Here is a 15,713-nt window from a genome sequence, read left to right on the forward strand (position 1 = left end):
AAGGCAGCAAAAGGTGTTCCAAAAATTTATAAAATAAGAGAAAGAAGAAAAAAGAAGGTATTAGTTGTTGAAATATCTTACTATTAAAACACCGTCTTTTTCATAAAAATCGTAAACGTTTTTTTCTGTTTTTAATTCTTCAATAAAACTTTTGTCAAAATTATCGTAAGTTACCACTTTTAGTTTTGTTACGGGTTTCATTTTAATTAAAATAAATACCCAAAAGAGACCTACTAAAGCTGAAACGACCAGAAATTCTTTAAGCATATGGTTATGAATGAAAAGACCGGCTCCCGCACCTCCTAAAAAAATACCGATATACTGAATGGTGTTTGAAGTGGAAAGAGCCGTTGCTTTTTCATGCGCCCTGGCAATTTTGCTTACGAAACTCTGCAAGACGGGTTCTAAAAGGTTAAAACCGAAGAAAAATACGATTACGGCTGCAAAATATGTGTATTTGTTTCCGATTAAAAAGAGTATAAGAGATAATGTTATCGCGCTTGAACTGAGCACGAATACGGTTTTGGCTTTTTGTTTTTTTTCTGCAAGAATTGCTCCAAGCGGCAGGGCAAATATACCTAAAACAAGCGCGGGAATGTATACTTTCCATAAATCTGTTTTATCCCAGCCGAGTTTTGTGGTAAAAATAATCGGTGTCAGCATAAAAAACACTGTCATAAGACCTTTTTGTAAAAATCCGCTTAAAAACAGTTTTAAAAGTTCCTTATGCGTCAGGATTTCTTTTAAAGAAGAGTGAGGCTGATGATGTACTATTTTTGGAGGATTTGGAATTTTTGCTATTACAAGCCATATGGAAAAAACTGCCAAAAGTGCTGTTAAAATAAACAGTTTGTCAACTCCCCATTTCGCTCCTATAGTAGGGCCTAAAACCATAGAAAGAGCAAAACTTAAAGCAATAAACTGTCCCATTCTCGCAAATGCTTTCGCTCTTGTATTTTCATCCGTAAGATCGGCAATATACGCAAGAATTACACCGCCTATAGCGCCTGCTCCCTGAAGCAGTCTTCCGAAAATAAGCATGTATATGTTTGTAGAAAAAGCACATACCAGACTTCCCAAAGCCAAAAGAGTAAGTCCTAAGATTAATATTTTCTTTTTATCGAATTTATCCGCCGCTTTTCCGAACGGAATTTGTAAAAAAACCTGAGAGAGCGCATATGCTCCCAGCGCAATACCTACATTAAATGCGTTCGCATGCTGAAGGTTTAAGGCATACAGAGCCAAAAGAGGCATTACTATAAAAAGCCCCAAAAATCTGATTGCCATCAATAAGCTAAGATATATCATTTCGCTCCTTTAAATGTTAACTTCTATTTTTTTTCTTTTTTCAAAATAAACCGCTTTATTAAAACCGATTTTTTTTGCTTTTTCAACAGTTTCACTGAGCATAAACCCTACCTGTTCAGGAGAATGGGCGTCACTGGAAAAAGTAATGTCGATGTTTTCTTCCAAAAGCATTTCGAGTATTTCGTCACCCGGATACAGCTCTTTTACCGGTTTTCTTAGTCCGGCCGTATTCAGTTCGACCGCCATGCCTGATTTTTTAATTGCTTTTATTGCATTTTTGGCTATGTCCTTTACAGGCTTAACGGGTTTATGTCCGAATACTTTTACCAGATCAATATGTCCGACTATGTCAAAAAGCTTTGACTCGGCCATTTTTTCTATCAGGTAAAAATACTCTTTATAAACGTCATCGACGTCTCTTCCGTCCCATTCTTTTATAAATTCCGGGTTGTCGAATCCCCAGTTGTCCAGGAAATGAATGCTGCCGATAAAATAGTCGACGTCTCGTTCCAGTACCCTTTTGTCTGTTTCGGGTGTAAAGTCCACTTCATATCCCAGCAGGATTTTAATATTATCATACTTTTGTGAAAGGGAAATTATTTTTTGTTCGTATTTATCCATTTCATCGAAATTCATTCTGTATTTCGGATCAAAATTCATTGGGGCATGGTCTGCAAAGCCGTATACGCCGATTCCTTTTTCAACTGCTTTTTGAATATATTCCTCAGGCTCTCCTGTTGCGTGTTTGCAAAGAGGAGTATGATTGTGAAGGTCTATGAGCATATTTTGCCTTTTTAAATGAAATTATATATAATAAATCTAAAAAAGAGGTGAGCCATGACGCAAGAAGAACTGGATGCTTTAATGGCAGGCGGTATTGATGATCTAGATGAAGAAGATACTGATAACGAAACTGCAGAAGATAATACAGATAAAAATGAAACAGAAGAAGTAGAAGAGCATAAAGAAGAAATAATGCCTCCTCCGGCGGATGAAAAGCACAAAGTCGTAGCTCAGCTAGACGAAGTAACAAAAGAGAGTGAAGAAAAAGCTACGCAGATTCTTGATATAATGGATAATATTTCCGCCTCAATGGCCGATGCTGTGGAAGAATTAAGCGAAGTGCTTAAATTTTTGGAACATGAAAAAGAGCTTTTTACAAAACTTTCAAACGCGTTTCCGCATATAAAAACGTTTAAAGAAGAGCTTAACAGAGTCAATGAAATGATTGAAAAGGTTCAAAAAGCCATAGAATCCGGGGAAGCGACCCAGGATGAGATTATGATGGCTATGGATATTATGCAGTATCAGGATATCCACAGACAGAAAATAGAAAGAGTTATAAACATAATGAGAGCGCTTATCAAATATATGAACAGACTTTTTGAAGGTAAAATCGACGACAGCGAAAGAGTAAAAAGCGCTACTCATATTTCCGGCGATGAAAATGACGAACTTGTTGACGAAGACGATATTGAAGCGCTTATTGCGCAGTTTGGAGGAGCTAAATAGATGAAGAAAGTTGAATTGCTGGCACCTGCGGGTGATTTTGAAAAACTAAAAATAGCTATAGCCTACGGTGCCGATGCGGTGTATGCCGGGGTTAGCCATTTTTCACTTAGATGTCACAGCGGAAAAGAGTTTAACTACGAAAATTTTGCCGAAGCCGTAAAATACGCTCATGACAGAGGAGTGAAAGTATATGCTACGGTAAATTCTTTCCCGTTTGAAAACCAACTGCCTTTGGTGGAAGAGCATATTTTGAAACTTAAAGAAATAGGCGTTGACGCTATGATAATTTCATCTCTCGGGGTTTTAATGAGAGCGAGAGAACTTGCCCCGGAAATAGAGATACATCTTTCAACCCAGGCAAACGCCCTTAATTCATGGGATTATAAAGCATACAGGGATTTGGGTGTTACGAGAATAATAGCTGCCAGGGAATCGACACTTAAGGATTTGCAGAGAATTAAACAAAAAGTTCCTGATGTGGAAATAGAAACTTTCGTACACGGGGCAATGTGTTTTGCTTACAGCGGAAGATGTCTTTTAAGCGCGGTTCAGTTCGGAAGAAATCCTAACAAAGGAAGCTGTGCAAATGATTGCAGGTATCCGTATGTGCTGTATGCTGAAAATCCTGAAACGGGTATGATGTTTAAACTCGAAGAATACCCGGAAGACGGTACGTATATTATGAATGCCAAAGATTTGTGTCTGATTGAGCATATTCCGGAAATTTTAAAAAGCGGAGTAATCGATTCCATTAAAATAGAAGGAAGAACGAAAGCACCTTATTATGTGGGAGTGGTTACAAAAGCTTACAGAGAGGCGATTGATGCGTTTTATGAGGGCAGGGAGTTTGACAGGGCTTATTTTATGAATGAAATTCTTACTACTAAAAACAGAGGGCTTACGGATGCTTATCTTGTTAAAAGGCCTTATGAAAGACATGATACTCAAAATCTTGAAACCTCACTGACGCATGGAGAATGGCAGGTCAGCGGTATAGTTAACGAAGATGAAGAAACATTTATGTGCAAATATAAAACATTTCCGGGAGACACTGTTGAAATACTGGCTCCTAAAAATGCTAAAATTTCACCTGTAAAAAATGAAATCGGTGAAATCTGGCAGGAAAACGGTAAATGGATGCTGAAATTTAATAAAATCGAAACAAAAAACGGGAAGGTTTTAGAAGCGGTTCACAGCGGTAATTTAAATCCGGTTAAGCTGCCGGCGAAGCTGCCTTATTTGACCTTTTTAAGAAAAAAAGTAGAGTACAGTCCTAACGGGGTGTAATAGATAGATTAGGCGTTGTAAAATAAAAAGGAGCTGATATGAGATTTATATCGATACTTATGGGAAGCAAAAGCGATTATGAAATAATGAGGGAAGCTGTAAAAATACTGGAAAAATTCCAAATACCTTACGAGCTTATTATCACATCGGCGCACAGAACGCCGGAAAGAACACACAGCTATGTAAAAGAAGCTGAAGAAAGAGGAGCCAAAGTGTTTATATGCGGTGCGGGTATGGCGGCTCACCTTGCCGGTGTAGTGGCGTCTCTTACAACAAGACCTGTTATCGGCGTTCCTATGCCTACCGGTATGATGGACGGACTTGACGCGCTTTTGAGTACTGTTCAGATGCCAGGAGGCATGCCGGTCGCCACTCTTGCCGTAGGAAAAGCCGGTGCAAAAAACGCGGCTTATCTTGCCCTTCAGATACTTGCGAACAACGATGACGAATTAAAAGCCAAACTTGAAGAAGACAGGGTGGCCGGAGCTAAAAAAGTTGAGATGGATTCAAAAGAAGTGGAAGTAAGACTAGACTGATGCAGACCTGGCTTACTTTAGAAGAATTTTGCAAATTAAGCGGAAAGAGTAAATCTGATGTTATAAAAGCATGCAGGAATAAATCGCTTAGATGTAAAAAAAGCGACGGGGTAATCTATATAGAAATAGAATCCCTTGCAAATGCGATCGTGCCGGTTGAAGAGCTTGAAGTAATAGAGCAGAGCAGCGACGTGGCCGAAAGAACCATAGGAATGCTTTTGACCCTTCATGAGAAGGTTTTGATGAGCAAAGACGAAACTATAGACGCTCTTAAAGAAGAAAACGACTTTTTAAAAAATTCGATTTATTCGATTCAGGAAGTTTACGAGGATTCGCAGGAAACAATAAAAAGACTGCAAAAACAGCTTGAAATATGCCAGCAGGAGCTTGAATTCTGCAGGAAAAAATATAAACTTATGTGGGGCAAAGTGCTCAAAAAAAGCGAAGAGGAATAAGCTTTAAAATAAATTATTTACAAATTTAATAATTATAGAAGGTGAAAAGGAGGTTTTATGAGTGCGAAAAGAGTTGTGCTTTTTACGGCGCCGGGATGTGTTTGGTGCACAAAAGCCGAGCAGTTTTTCAGAAAAAACAAAGTTAAATACAGAAAAATAGACATATCAAAAGACCGTAAAGCTGCAAAAGACTGTGAAAGACACGGGTGCAGGGGAGTTCCTGTTATTTTGGTAGGCAGCAGATGGGTGTGCGGATTTAACGAGCCTGTTATTAAAAAGGAGCTTGGAATTAAATGAAAATAAGCCGCGAATGTTATCTGTGTATATATATGCAGACGCTTAACCTTACAAAGCGTCTTAATCTTGATGAGGAAAAAGCAAGTGAAATATTAAGAGGCGTTGCAAAAATTATAAGTAAATATTCTTTAGATGTGACACCTCCTGAAATAGCTGCGGAGGTTTATGAGTTTATATCCGAAACAACAGGGATTGAAGATCCTTTTTCCAAGGAAAAAGAAGCGGCTGTAAAAGAAGCGCTTAGATTTAAAAACATTCTTGAAAAAAGACTTGAAAACTCAGAAGACAGAATTTTTGACGCATGTAAAATCGCAGTAGCCGGAAATGTTATAGATCTCGGAGTTAATCAGGAATATGATCTTAAAAAAGAGATTGAAAATATATTTGAGATTGATTTTAAACATAACGATTATGATGAATTTAAAAATAGACTTGATAAAGCTCAAAGCATTGTCTATCTTGGAGACAATGCGGGAGAGAACGTTTTTGACGAAGTATTAATAAGCGAGCTTAAAAAAAGAGTCAAAAAAATATATTATTTTACAAGAGGCAAACCAATAATAAACGACATAACGTTAAAAGACCTTGACGGACTTGAAATTATGCGTCTGGCCGAAGTTGTTGACAGCGGGGTTCCGACTCCGGGTTTTCATCTTAAGTTTGCCAGTGAAAATGCAAAACAGCTTTTTTATGAAGCCGATATTGTTATAAGCAAAGGTATGGGCAATTTTGAATGCCTGTTTGGCGAATGCCAAAGAGAAGTGTTTTATCTGTTTAAGGTTAAGTGTGAAGTAGTGGCGAGAGCATGTAAGGCCGGTGTCGGCGATTATGTATTTTTGAAAAATGACAAATAAAGGATTGATATGTATTTTAGCGATTTACTGTTAAAACTTCAGGAATTTTGGAAAAATAAAGGATGCAATATAGTAATGCCTTACGATTTTCCAAGCGGTGCGGGAACGTTTCATCCCGCGACTCTTTTAAGAAGCCTTGACAAAGGGCCTTGGAACGTTGCGTATGTGGCTCCAAGCCGCCGTCCTACAGACGGAAGATACGGAGAAAACCCTAACCGTTTAGGGAGTTATTATCAGTTTCAGGTTATAATGAAACCGAGCCCGGATAATATTCAGGAGATGTATCTTGAGAGTCTTGAATATTTAGGGCTTAATCTTAAAGAACACGACGTAAGATTCGTAGAAGACAACTGGGAGTCTCCGACTCTAGGAGCATGGGGACTTGGATGGGAAGTATGGCTTGACGGTATGGAAGTTACGCAGTTTACTTATTTCCAGCAGGTTGGAGGACTTAAAACGTTTCCGGTTCCTGTAGAGATTACATACGGAACTGAAAGACTTGCAATGTATCTTCAGGGTGTTGACAATGTATATGATATTAAATGGAACGAAAATACAACATACGGGGATATGCATAAAAGAAGCGAGTATGAATTTTCTAAATACAACTTTGAGGTTGCAAATGTAGAAATGCTTTTCAGATGGTTTGAAGACGCGAGAAATGAAGCCAAAAGATGTCTTGAAGCAAATCTTCCTCTTCCGGCTTATGACTATACTATTCTGGCATCCCATATATTCAACGTGCTTGATGCAAGAAAAGCGATTTCCCAGACTGAGAGACAAAACTATATTTTAAAAATCAGGGAGCTTGCAAAAGGCGTTGCCGAAACATACGCAGGCGTAAATGAAAAATAACATATAAAGAGACAAAATGAAATTAAAAGAAATATACAGTTTTTTAAATGAAATCAGTCCTTTTGAGTTGCAGGAGGAATGGGATAACAGCGGACTGCTGGTCGGAAGTTACGAAAATGAGATCGAAAAGGTGTATTTAACACTGGATCTTGATGAAGAAGTCATTGAAAATGTGGATGAAAATTCATTGATAATAGCACACCATCCGCTTATTTTTAAACCTCTTAAAAATGTGATTCCGACTTCTTTTTCCACAAAACTGCTGATTAAGCTTATTCAAAAAAATATTTCTTTTATAGCTATGCATACAAATTTTGACAAAACTCATCTAAACCGTTTTGTAGCTGAAGAGATACTGGGGTTAAAGGGAGAAAGTTTTGATTTTATTTACAGGGCAGAAGTGAATAAACCTTTTGGCGAATTTGCCGAAGAAATAAGAAATAGATTAAATTTAACATGTTTAAAAACGGTAAAATGCCATAATTTTATAAAAACTGTTTCTCTGACTACAGGTGCCGGAATGTCGCTGCTTCCTTATGTTAAATCCGACCTGTTTTTAACCGGGGACATCAAATACCATGAAGCCATGGACGCAAAAGTAAGAGGCGTCAGTCTGATAGATATAGGACATTATGAAAGTGAAAAATTTTTTGCCGATATCATGGAAAAAGAGTTAAAAGATTTAGCCGTTGAGGTGATAAAAAGCAATTCAAAAAATCCGTTTATTTATAATTAAATAAGGCGTTTTCTATTTTCAACTGCAAAATTTTCAAATATATAATTATGTTATAATTCCACTTAAAAAAGGCAGAGAATGAACAAATTTCTTGAACAGCTTATTGAATTAAACAGACTTGAAAGAAAACTTACTGAATTAGAGCCGGTAGAAGCGGGTATAAAAGCTCCTTTGCTTAAACTTGAAAATCAGAAAAATCTTTTAGAAGAGAGACTTGAAAAACTTGAAGAAGAGATTAAAAATATAAAATTAAAAAGAGGCAAAAACGAGCTTTTGATAGCTGAACTTAAAGAAAAACTTGAAAATATTGAAGAAAAACAGGCAAAAGTAAAAAGCGAAAAAGAATTTAAAGCCTTACAGATCGAAGAAGAACTGGCAAGAGAACAGATTGAAGTCGCTAACGAAGAAATTGAAAAATTCGAAAAACAGCTTGAATTAAAAGAAGAAGAAAAAAAATCGATTCAGGAAGAAATTGAGAAACTTGAAGCTGAAATTACGATTTTGAGCATGGATGTAGCTAAAAAACTTGAAACCGTTGAAAAACAGAAAGAAGAAATTTATAAAGCAAAAGAAAAACTTGTAAAACAGATGAGCCCTAAAATTTACGCATTTTATGAAAAAATAAAAAGATGGGCTGGAATTACCGCAGTTACACCTGTAAAAAAACAGGCATGCACAGGTTGTAATATGAAAATAAACGACAAAATATTCTCTGAAGTTATAAAAGGGGAAGAAATAGTGACGTGTCCTCACTGCGGAAGAGTTCTTTATATAGAAGAAGAAGATAAAGTAAACGAAGAATAAAAAGTGTTTTTTACTTTTTTTTACTACTTTTTTTCTTTAATTATCTATTTTATTTCTCTTCCTTTTTTAATTATTCTTTCTTTTAAAACAAAATACAAAAAATCGATTCCTGCAAGATTTTTTTTATATAAAAATCCTCCTTTTAATGAAAAACACTGCTGGTTTCATTCATGCTCTTTAGGAGAGACCAAAGCGTTAAAACCCGTTATAGAAAAATTTGACAAGGTAAATATAAGCGTTATTACGAATACGGGATATGAAGAAGCAAAAAAATATAAAAACGCCGATGTGAGATTTCTTCCATATGAGATTTTTCTGCCTTTTTGGATTAAACCCTGTGAAACACTGGTTGTAATGGAAGCGGAACTTTGGTATATGCTGTTTTTTATTGCTAAAAGAAGATGTTCTAAAACGGTTCTTTTAAATGCAAGAATAAGCGAAAAAAGTTATCCAAAGTATTTAAAATTCAAATGGTTTTACAAAAAAATATTTGAAAATATAGATACGGTTTTAGCACAGAGCGAGGAAGATAAAAAAAGACTTCAGGAGTTAGGTGCCAGAAACGTAGAAGTTGTCGGAAATATTAAAACATACTTCAAACCTGCTATTACTACGGAATATATTAAACAAAAACCTTTAATAGTGGTGGCTTCAACCCATAAAAACGAAGAAGAGCTTATTTTGAACAATCTGCCTTTAAACGAATATCAGGTTGTTGTAGTGCCAAGACATCCTGAAAGATTTGAAGAGGTTTATGAACTTATGAAAAAGTATGGACAAACAATAAAGGCAACGGATTTAAAAACTCAAAACGGCAAATGCGAATTAAACGGCGATTTAATTTTAATGAATAAAATGGGAGAACTTGTAAATTTATACGCGGCTGCGGATATTGTGATTTTAGGCGGAAGTTTTGTGGACAACGTCGGAGGACACAATCCTGTTGAACCGGCATATTTTAATAAACCGGTAATCAGCGGAAAATATATATTTAATCAAAAAGCCCTGTATAAAGAAGTTGAAAATATCGTAATAACGGAGCCTGAAAAAATAAAAGACGTATTAAAAAAGGCAAAACCCACATATATAAAAAACATTGTAAATATAAAGCGTATTTTGGACAGTATAATTGATTAGTTATATTCTTGTGTTTATTCAGTTTTTTGTGTCTTTTTTAATGTTTGTAAACGTTTTACTGCATTTTCATTTTTCTTTTACCGGGGCTGCAGTGTTTTTGGCCGGTTTTTGTATAGGTATAGCCGCGTTATATTACAATCCTCCTTCAAATATAAATATAAGACCGGATATAAAAGAAAATTCCGTTTTGATAATGCACGGAATCTACAAATATATCAGACACCCTATGTATCTTTCGGTAATTTTAATGACTTTCGGACTTTTTTTATTTGATATTTCCTGGATACAGTTTATTTTATGGATGATTGTTTTTTCAGATATGATTTTTAAAATGAATTATGAAGAAAATCTGTGGATAAAAGACAAAGGTTATAAGGAATATATGTCTAAGACATATAAGCTTATTCCTTTTATTTATTAATAAATTATTTTAAAATTTTGTCAAGTTTTTTCATATCAACGTATTTAGTCAGATCACTGAAAAAGAGTTTTACATCAGGTGAAGAAGTGATTGCCGAACCCGCTATTCTTCCTAAATATTCAAAAGCTATTGAGATAGATTTCGCACCCTCGTATTTTACGGCGTTTTTCAGTTCTGCGGCACATTTGTCTGTAAGAAGTTTTGTTACGTATTTCCCCATTTCTTTATTGACTTCTTTTTTGTCTTTAAGAGAGATTTTTGCATATTTTTTTAGGTCGCTGTCCTGTGCAAAAGCAAAAAACATCCATTTTTTAAGAGTTGTAATGTTTTGAGGAGTGGTGTTTTTAACCATACATTTAATCAGCTGATTTGTATAAACCCCTGCATTCAAAGAAACCCCTAAAATGATTGTGAAAATAAATTTTTTCATTTTTTCTCCTTTTTTAATATAATTGAATAATATCATATAAAAAATAAAAGGCGGACAATGTTTTATGAAATTAAAAATGGAAAAATATATATTTATGTTAAAGCCCAGCCTAATTCTTCAAAAAACAAAATAGCCGGATTATACGGAGACGATACGATTAAGATTAATATAAAAGCTCCGGCGGTAGAAGGGGCAGCAAATAAAGAACTGATTAAATTTATAAGCAAACAGTTTAAAGTTGCCAAAAGCGAAATAGAAATAAAAGGCGAAACAAGTAAAAGAAAAACTTTAGTTTTGCCTTATAAAGGCGATATTATTAAAAAGCTAGAGGAAATAAATGATAAGCAATAAAGAAATTGCAGGCATACTTTCAAAAACCGCTGATCTGCTTGAGATTAAAGGTGAAAACCCGTTTAAGGTAAGAGCCTACAGAAATGCCGCAAGAATAATAGAAAATTCTGCAAAAGACTTTAACAAACTTGTTAACGAAGGCTTTGATTTAACAAAGCTTCCCGGTATCGGCCACGATTTAAGCGAGTATATAAAAGAAATAGTAAAAACAGGAAAATTTCATAAATTAGAAGAGCTTAAAAAAGAAATACCCCAGGGGGTCGCCGAACTTTTAAGTATCGAAGGGCTGGGGCCAAAGAGAGTAAAACTTCTTTATGAAACGTTCGGTATAAAAAATATGGACGAACTTAAAAAGTACGCTTTAAGCGGTGAGCTTGAAAAACTTCCGGGTTTCGGCCCTAAACTTATAGAAAAAATACTAAAGGGATTTAAACAGCTGAAAAAAGCCGGAATAAGGTTTTTATGGGCGGATGTAGAAAATATAGCATATGAAATGAAGGAATATCTTTTGGATTATAAAGGCGTTCAGATTGTGGACATAGCAGGAAGCTTTAGACGAAAAAAAGAGAGTGTGGGGGATTTGGACATTCTGGTTATAGCAGATGATTATCAGCGGGTTAGTGATTATTTTGTTAAATTCCACAGGGTTAAAGAGATTTATTCAAAAGGGCTGACGCGTTCTACCGTTTTTCTTGACAACAGCCTTCAGATTGATTTAAGAGCCGTTGCCAAAGACAGCTACGGGGCGGCTTTACACTATTTTACCGGTTCAAAAGCACACAATATAGAAATTAGAAAACTTGCTATTGAAAAAGGCCTTAAAATTAATGAATACGGTGTTTATAAAGGTAATGAAAAAATCGCTTCGTCAAAAGAAAGCGATATATATAAAAGCGTGGGACTTAATTATATAGAGCCGGAACTGAGAGAGAACAGAGGGGAAATAGAAGCATCGAGAATCAATGCGTTGCCGAAACTTATAAAAGAAGAAGAGATAAAAGGATATATGTGTACGGTTAAAGACATGGATGAGGTTAAAAAATATATCGATGATTTTGTAAAAGTAAACAAAGAATATCTGATACTTAACGTTTCGAACAGGTATGAACTTATAAATAAAATAAAAACGCTTAAAAACAGTAAAAATATTAAATTAATAACAGCGGCTGAAGTAAGTGTGGATGAAAACGGTGATTTTGAAATTCCGGAGGATGTATTGAATAATGCCGATATTATCGCCGCATTAATGAAAAAAACTGAGCTTTCCGCTAAAGATCAGACGCAAAGGTATCTTAAAGTATTGAATTCAAAAAAAATAAATATTTTATTGAGACCTTCTTTAAGAGAAGTGTTGACAGATGCCGGCGTGGATTTGGACTGGGATGAGGTTTTTAAAGCAGCATATTCGAATAATGTGGTGATGGAAGTTAATTCCAATCCGAAATATCTGGATTTAAGCGATATATTAATCAAAAAAGCCATTGAATGCGGGGTAAAAATAATAATAACCGGAAATTATAAAAATATTAAATACGGTATTTATCAGGCCAGAAGAGGGTGGTGTGAAAAAAAAGATGCCGTTAATTTTTGGAATTATGAAAGGGTAGGGAAACTTTGGGGATTGTAAGAGTTTTTTTGATTTTTATATTATTACAGTTTGCTTATGCCGCAAAAAACAACAATATTATAACCGTAGTTACCACAGACAATTGGGAACCTTTTAATATGATTTACGGGGGCAGGCTGCAGGGTATCGGAATAGATTTTTGGAAACTTGTGGCCAAAAAAGCGGGTATAAAATATAAATTTAAAGTTGTAAAAAAATGGAGCGATGTTTTAGAAAATATTAAAAATAACAAAGCCGCTTTAACGGTAAGTACCGGTATTACTGATGACAGAAAAACATATGCTGTTTTTTCAAAGCCATATGTTACTTATCCTCTGGTTATAGCTACTAAAAATAATATAGGTTTTATTTTTGAAATTAATTTTCTAAAAAATAAAAAGATTGCATTGGGTGATAATTTTACAGCTGCTAAACTGATGATGAAGAATTATCCTTATCTTAATTATATTTTTGTAAAATCCACTGACAAGGCGCTGGAAATGGTAAATAATTCCGAAGTTTTTGGTGCTGTAGATATTTTGCCTGTTGTTGCATACAAAATAAACAAATACGAGTATAATAATTTAAAAGTCGCCGGGGAAATACCGATTAAGTTTAAAGTAAGATTTATGCTTTCAAAAAAATATGCTTATCTTCTTCCTAAAATAAATAAAGCGATAGATGAAATAACATATAATGAAAAAGAAGCTATTTATGAAAGGTATATTACTCCCGTAAAGAAATATTTTTTTACATCAAATGAGATTTTTCTTTATTTTTTAATATTTACGAGTTTAATGATTATGGTGCTTTTATGGATATACTCTTTAAAAAACGAACTGAAGTTTCTGCAAAAAAATAAATTACATGATTTGAACAAAGATTATGACAAACTGACCGGTACGTTGAATAAAGAAAAATTAAAAGAGGTTATTGAAGAAAAATTAAAAAACAATAAAGCTTTTTCTCTTATAATGTTTGATATAAGAGGATTTAAGAATATTAATAAATTTTACGGGCATCATTTTGGGGATATTACTTTATTAGAGCTTGTTTCTTTAATTAAATCTGTTTTAAAAAAAGAAGAACTTTTTGCACGATATAAAGGAGGAAGTTTTGTAATAGTATCTAATGATATTGAGGTAAAAGCATGTGAAAGAGCGAGAGAAATATACGATACGGTCAAATCTTTTGAGTTTAGTATAGTTCAGAATTTAGAAAGTACGTTTGTAGTTAAAACGGTATATTCAGGGGAAAATGCGGATGATGTGCTTGAAAGTTTGGAAAAAGAGCTTATAAAAATAAAAAAAATAAATATTTTTTTTAAATGTTAGAAATCAGAGAGCAGAGTGTTGATTTTTTTCTGATAAAGAGGCAGCTGGTTTTGTATTACTTTTATTAGTTCCGGTATTTCTTTTATTTTCACTTTGTGAGAAGTGATATAGAAATTGTTTAGAATATGATAAATGGAACCTCTTATAAGGGTGTATTCGTTTGGATGGTAAAGAAAACTTTCGTCTAGTTTATCATTGATAAAATCAACGACTCCGGTTAAGTCTTTATAGCTTTTTATTTCAAAATTCAGTGTATTGCTTATAGGCAGCAAAATTTTATTTAAGTCTATTTGCGGAATACTAAACGATGTGTTTTTAAAATTTTTCAGTATTTCTTTGAGGGCTTTTTGTTTATTTATACCCGGCAGGGTTTTGTTTTTCAGAGGAATGCTTCCTTCAATATATGCTCCATCGCTTAAATTATAAACTTTTATTTTTAATTTTTTTATCATTAATTCGATATTCTGTTTAGATGAAAGAAGCAGAGAATTAGAATAAATATCGTCAGAAAAGTTTCCTTTAACTTTAATTCCCTGTTCTTCTTTATCGTCTGTTGTATCGTAATAACTTCCGGAAGCATGTTTTTTTTCATTTAATCTGAAACCTAAATCCATACCGCAGAGATATATTTCATTAGTTATATTAGAGGCAAATGCAAATCCGGCGTTTCCGACTATAGGGGAAGAACCTTTTATTACATATTCTTTAGGAGAAAGCGTAAAGGCTTCTCTCATATACATCAGGGGATTTTTTGCCAGTTTAAATACTTCAGGTTTGACTACGCTTGCACCTATAAAATGACCGTTATATTTCGGAAGTGTGTCTTTTAATATATCATCCAGGTTTTCTATTCTTTCCTGTTCTATATGAAAATCGCTGTGTATTCCGGCTTTTAGAAGCGGTTTTATAGCCGTTCCGACACTTATGATAATCATAGAATTTTGATTATTTTTAATAAAATCAATATTTTTTTCCAAACTTTTACCGTTTGCTACAATGCATACCGGAATTTTTTTAGGCTGTTTTCCGGGTTTGAACGTGCGGTATTTATTTAGGTTTTTTAAATGGTTTTTTATTCCTCTGTATTCATCTTCAAACGTTCCCCAGCCTCTTAATTTGGTCTGTTTGACTTCTTCGAATTTCAGTTTTGCGTCATCCATTAAAGGATGTTTATAAGTCGTCAGTTCGAGATTGAAAAATGTCGATGTTATTTTTCTTTCATGGAAAAATTTTTGAATCGCATAATAATCGATATGTCCTTTTACCCATAAAAAAAATCTGTCTTTTAATTTTGAATACACTTTTTCATAATCAATATAATACAGGCTAATTGCAAAAAATTCAGGATTAGGTTCATATATAAATAGTGACTGGAATTCATAATCGTTTACAAGCAGGTCAATATGTTTTCCGGCGAGCAGTCCGTAAATGATCGTGGTGGGCAAGAAGTTTTTGTCAAAATAGAAACCGTCATGCGTATAAGAATCGAGTGTTTTAGCTTTTTCGAAAAGGGAGTTTATGATATCCCCCGTTATATTAAAATCTTTTTTCCAGTAAAAAGGATGTATATAAAAAAAATCTTTTTCCCACAGAGGATTATGTGTAGGAATGTGTGCAAACTGTTTAGAATCTTCGGTTATAGATGTAGGATATACTTTGTTGTGGTTAGTATCATAAAGATTGTCATCTTTTATATAAAAATTTCTATGTTTTAGATTTTTTATAAGGTCATAATAGTGAGGTAAATTTTCATAAAAAAATTTAATATTTTTTTCAAACAGTTTTTGCAT

Annotated in this window: 18 protein-coding genes; 14 read left to right on the top strand and 4 right to left on the bottom strand. The window is 34.2% G+C overall.

The window, feature by feature from the left end; all coding sequences use genetic code 11:
• Nucleotides 1-60 precede the first annotated feature (60 nt).
• The gene (locus ACZ5EP_RS00175) at nt 61-1,308 is read right to left on the bottom strand and encodes an MFS transporter (protein ID WP_127681445.1); all 1,248 of its coding nucleotides are present in this window, start codon (nt 1,306-1,308) and stop codon (nt 61-63) included.
• A 9-nt stretch (nt 1,309-1,317) separates the two neighbouring features.
• The gene (locus ACZ5EP_RS00180) at nt 1,318-2,091 is read right to left on the bottom strand and encodes a histidinol-phosphatase HisJ family protein (protein ID WP_464508931.1); all 774 of its coding nucleotides are present in this window, start codon (nt 2,089-2,091) and stop codon (nt 1,318-1,320) included.
• Nucleotides 2,092-2,145: 54 nt separating this feature from the next.
• On the opposite strand from ACZ5EP_RS00180, the gene ACZ5EP_RS00185 reads away from it, so the two are divergent.
• The 11 genes from ACZ5EP_RS00185 to ACZ5EP_RS00235 all read left to right on the top strand — a co-directional run bounded on the left by ACZ5EP_RS00185 (nt 2,146) and on the right by ACZ5EP_RS00235 (nt 10,202).
• Nucleotides 2,146-2,820, top strand: a complete 675-nt coding sequence (locus ACZ5EP_RS00185; protein ID WP_464508932.1) for a hypothetical protein — start codon at nt 2,146-2,148, stop codon at nt 2,818-2,820.
• Entirely contained in the window at nt 2,821-4,107 is a 1,287-nt protein-coding gene (locus ACZ5EP_RS00190; protein WP_464508933.1) for a U32 family peptidase, read from the top strand.
• 38 nt (nt 4,108-4,145) lie between these two features.
• Nucleotides 4,146-4,643, top strand: coding sequence for a 5-(carboxyamino)imidazole ribonucleotide mutase (gene purE, locus ACZ5EP_RS00195; RefSeq protein ID WP_464508934.1), 498 nt, complete (start codon nt 4,146-4,148; stop codon nt 4,641-4,643).
• Nucleotides 4,643-5,098, top strand: coding sequence for a DUF3972 domain-containing protein (locus ACZ5EP_RS00200; RefSeq protein WP_464508935.1), 456 nt, complete (start codon nt 4,643-4,645; stop codon nt 5,096-5,098). Before purE ends, ACZ5EP_RS00200 begins: the two co-directional genes overlap by 1 nt.
• A 57-nt stretch (nt 5,099-5,155) precedes the next feature.
• Entirely contained in the window at nt 5,156-5,395 is a 240-nt protein-coding gene (locus tag ACZ5EP_RS00205; RefSeq protein WP_127681433.1) for a glutaredoxin family protein, read from the top strand.
• Nucleotides 5,392-6,249, top strand: coding sequence for a damage-control phosphatase ARMT1 family protein (locus ACZ5EP_RS00210; protein WP_464508936.1), 858 nt, complete (start codon nt 5,392-5,394; stop codon nt 6,247-6,249). The genes ACZ5EP_RS00205 and ACZ5EP_RS00210 overlap by 4 nt, the downstream gene beginning before the upstream one ends.
• A 9-nt stretch (nt 6,250-6,258) precedes the next feature.
• Entirely contained in the window at nt 6,259-7,104 is an 846-nt protein-coding gene (gene glyQ / locus ACZ5EP_RS00215; protein WP_464508937.1) for a glycine--tRNA ligase subunit alpha, read from the top strand.
• A 16-nt stretch (nt 7,105-7,120) separates the two neighbouring features.
• A complete protein-coding gene (locus tag ACZ5EP_RS00220; RefSeq protein ID WP_464508938.1) occupies nt 7,121-7,840 on the top strand; it encodes a Nif3-like dinuclear metal center hexameric protein in 720 nt (239 codons plus the stop codon).
• Nucleotides 7,841-7,918: 78 nt separating this feature from the next.
• A complete protein-coding gene (locus tag ACZ5EP_RS00225; RefSeq protein WP_127681425.1) occupies nt 7,919-8,644 on the top strand; it encodes a zinc ribbon domain-containing protein in 726 nt (241 codons plus the stop codon).
• A 3-nt stretch (nt 8,645-8,647) separates the two neighbouring features.
• The gene (waaA, locus tag ACZ5EP_RS00230; protein ID WP_464508939.1) at nt 8,648-9,781 is read left to right on the top strand and encodes a lipid IV(A) 3-deoxy-D-manno-octulosonic acid transferase; all 1,134 of its coding nucleotides are present in this window, start codon (nt 8,648-8,650) and stop codon (nt 9,779-9,781) included.
• Nucleotides 9,774-10,202, top strand: a complete 429-nt coding sequence (locus ACZ5EP_RS00235) for a methyltransferase family protein (protein WP_464508940.1) — start codon at nt 9,774-9,776, stop codon at nt 10,200-10,202. Before waaA ends, ACZ5EP_RS00235 begins: the two co-directional genes overlap by 8 nt.
• Before the next feature lie 4 nt (nt 10,203-10,206).
• Here ACZ5EP_RS00235 and ACZ5EP_RS00240 read toward each other — a convergent pair whose 3' ends face one another.
• Nucleotides 10,207-10,632: a hypothetical protein gene (locus tag ACZ5EP_RS00240; RefSeq protein WP_127681419.1), complete on the bottom strand. Its 426-nt coding sequence runs from the start codon at nt 10,630-10,632 to the stop codon at nt 10,207-10,209.
• 57 nt (nt 10,633-10,689) lie between these two features.
• Here ACZ5EP_RS00240 and ACZ5EP_RS00245 point away from each other — a divergent pair, with 57 nt between their 5' ends.
• From ACZ5EP_RS00245 to ACZ5EP_RS00255, 3 genes are read left to right on the top strand one after another with little or no spacing between them, the layout of a single operon-like run.
• Entirely contained in the window at nt 10,690-10,983 is a 294-nt protein-coding gene (locus tag ACZ5EP_RS00245; protein ID WP_464508941.1) for a DUF167 domain-containing protein, read from the top strand.
• Nucleotides 10,970-12,610, top strand: coding sequence for a helix-hairpin-helix domain-containing protein (locus ACZ5EP_RS00250; RefSeq protein WP_464508942.1), 1,641 nt, complete (start codon nt 10,970-10,972; stop codon nt 12,608-12,610). Before ACZ5EP_RS00245 ends, ACZ5EP_RS00250 begins: the two co-directional genes overlap by 14 nt.
• An 8-nt stretch (nt 12,611-12,618) precedes the next feature.
• On the top strand, nt 12,619-13,923 hold the full coding sequence (locus tag ACZ5EP_RS00255; protein WP_464508943.1) for a diguanylate cyclase domain-containing protein: 1,305 nt from the start codon (nt 12,619-12,621) through the stop codon (nt 13,921-13,923).
• On the opposite strand, the gene ACZ5EP_RS00260 is transcribed toward ACZ5EP_RS00255, so the two are convergent.
• Nucleotides 13,920-15,713 carry a motility associated factor glycosyltransferase family protein gene (locus ACZ5EP_RS00260; RefSeq protein WP_464508944.1) on the bottom strand — a complete coding sequence of 598 codons (1,794 nt, stop codon included), beginning with the start codon at nt 15,711-15,713 and terminating at the stop codon, nt 13,920-13,922. The genes ACZ5EP_RS00255 and ACZ5EP_RS00260 overlap by 4 nt on opposite strands.

This window comes from Nautilia abyssi (assembly GCF_055388085.1).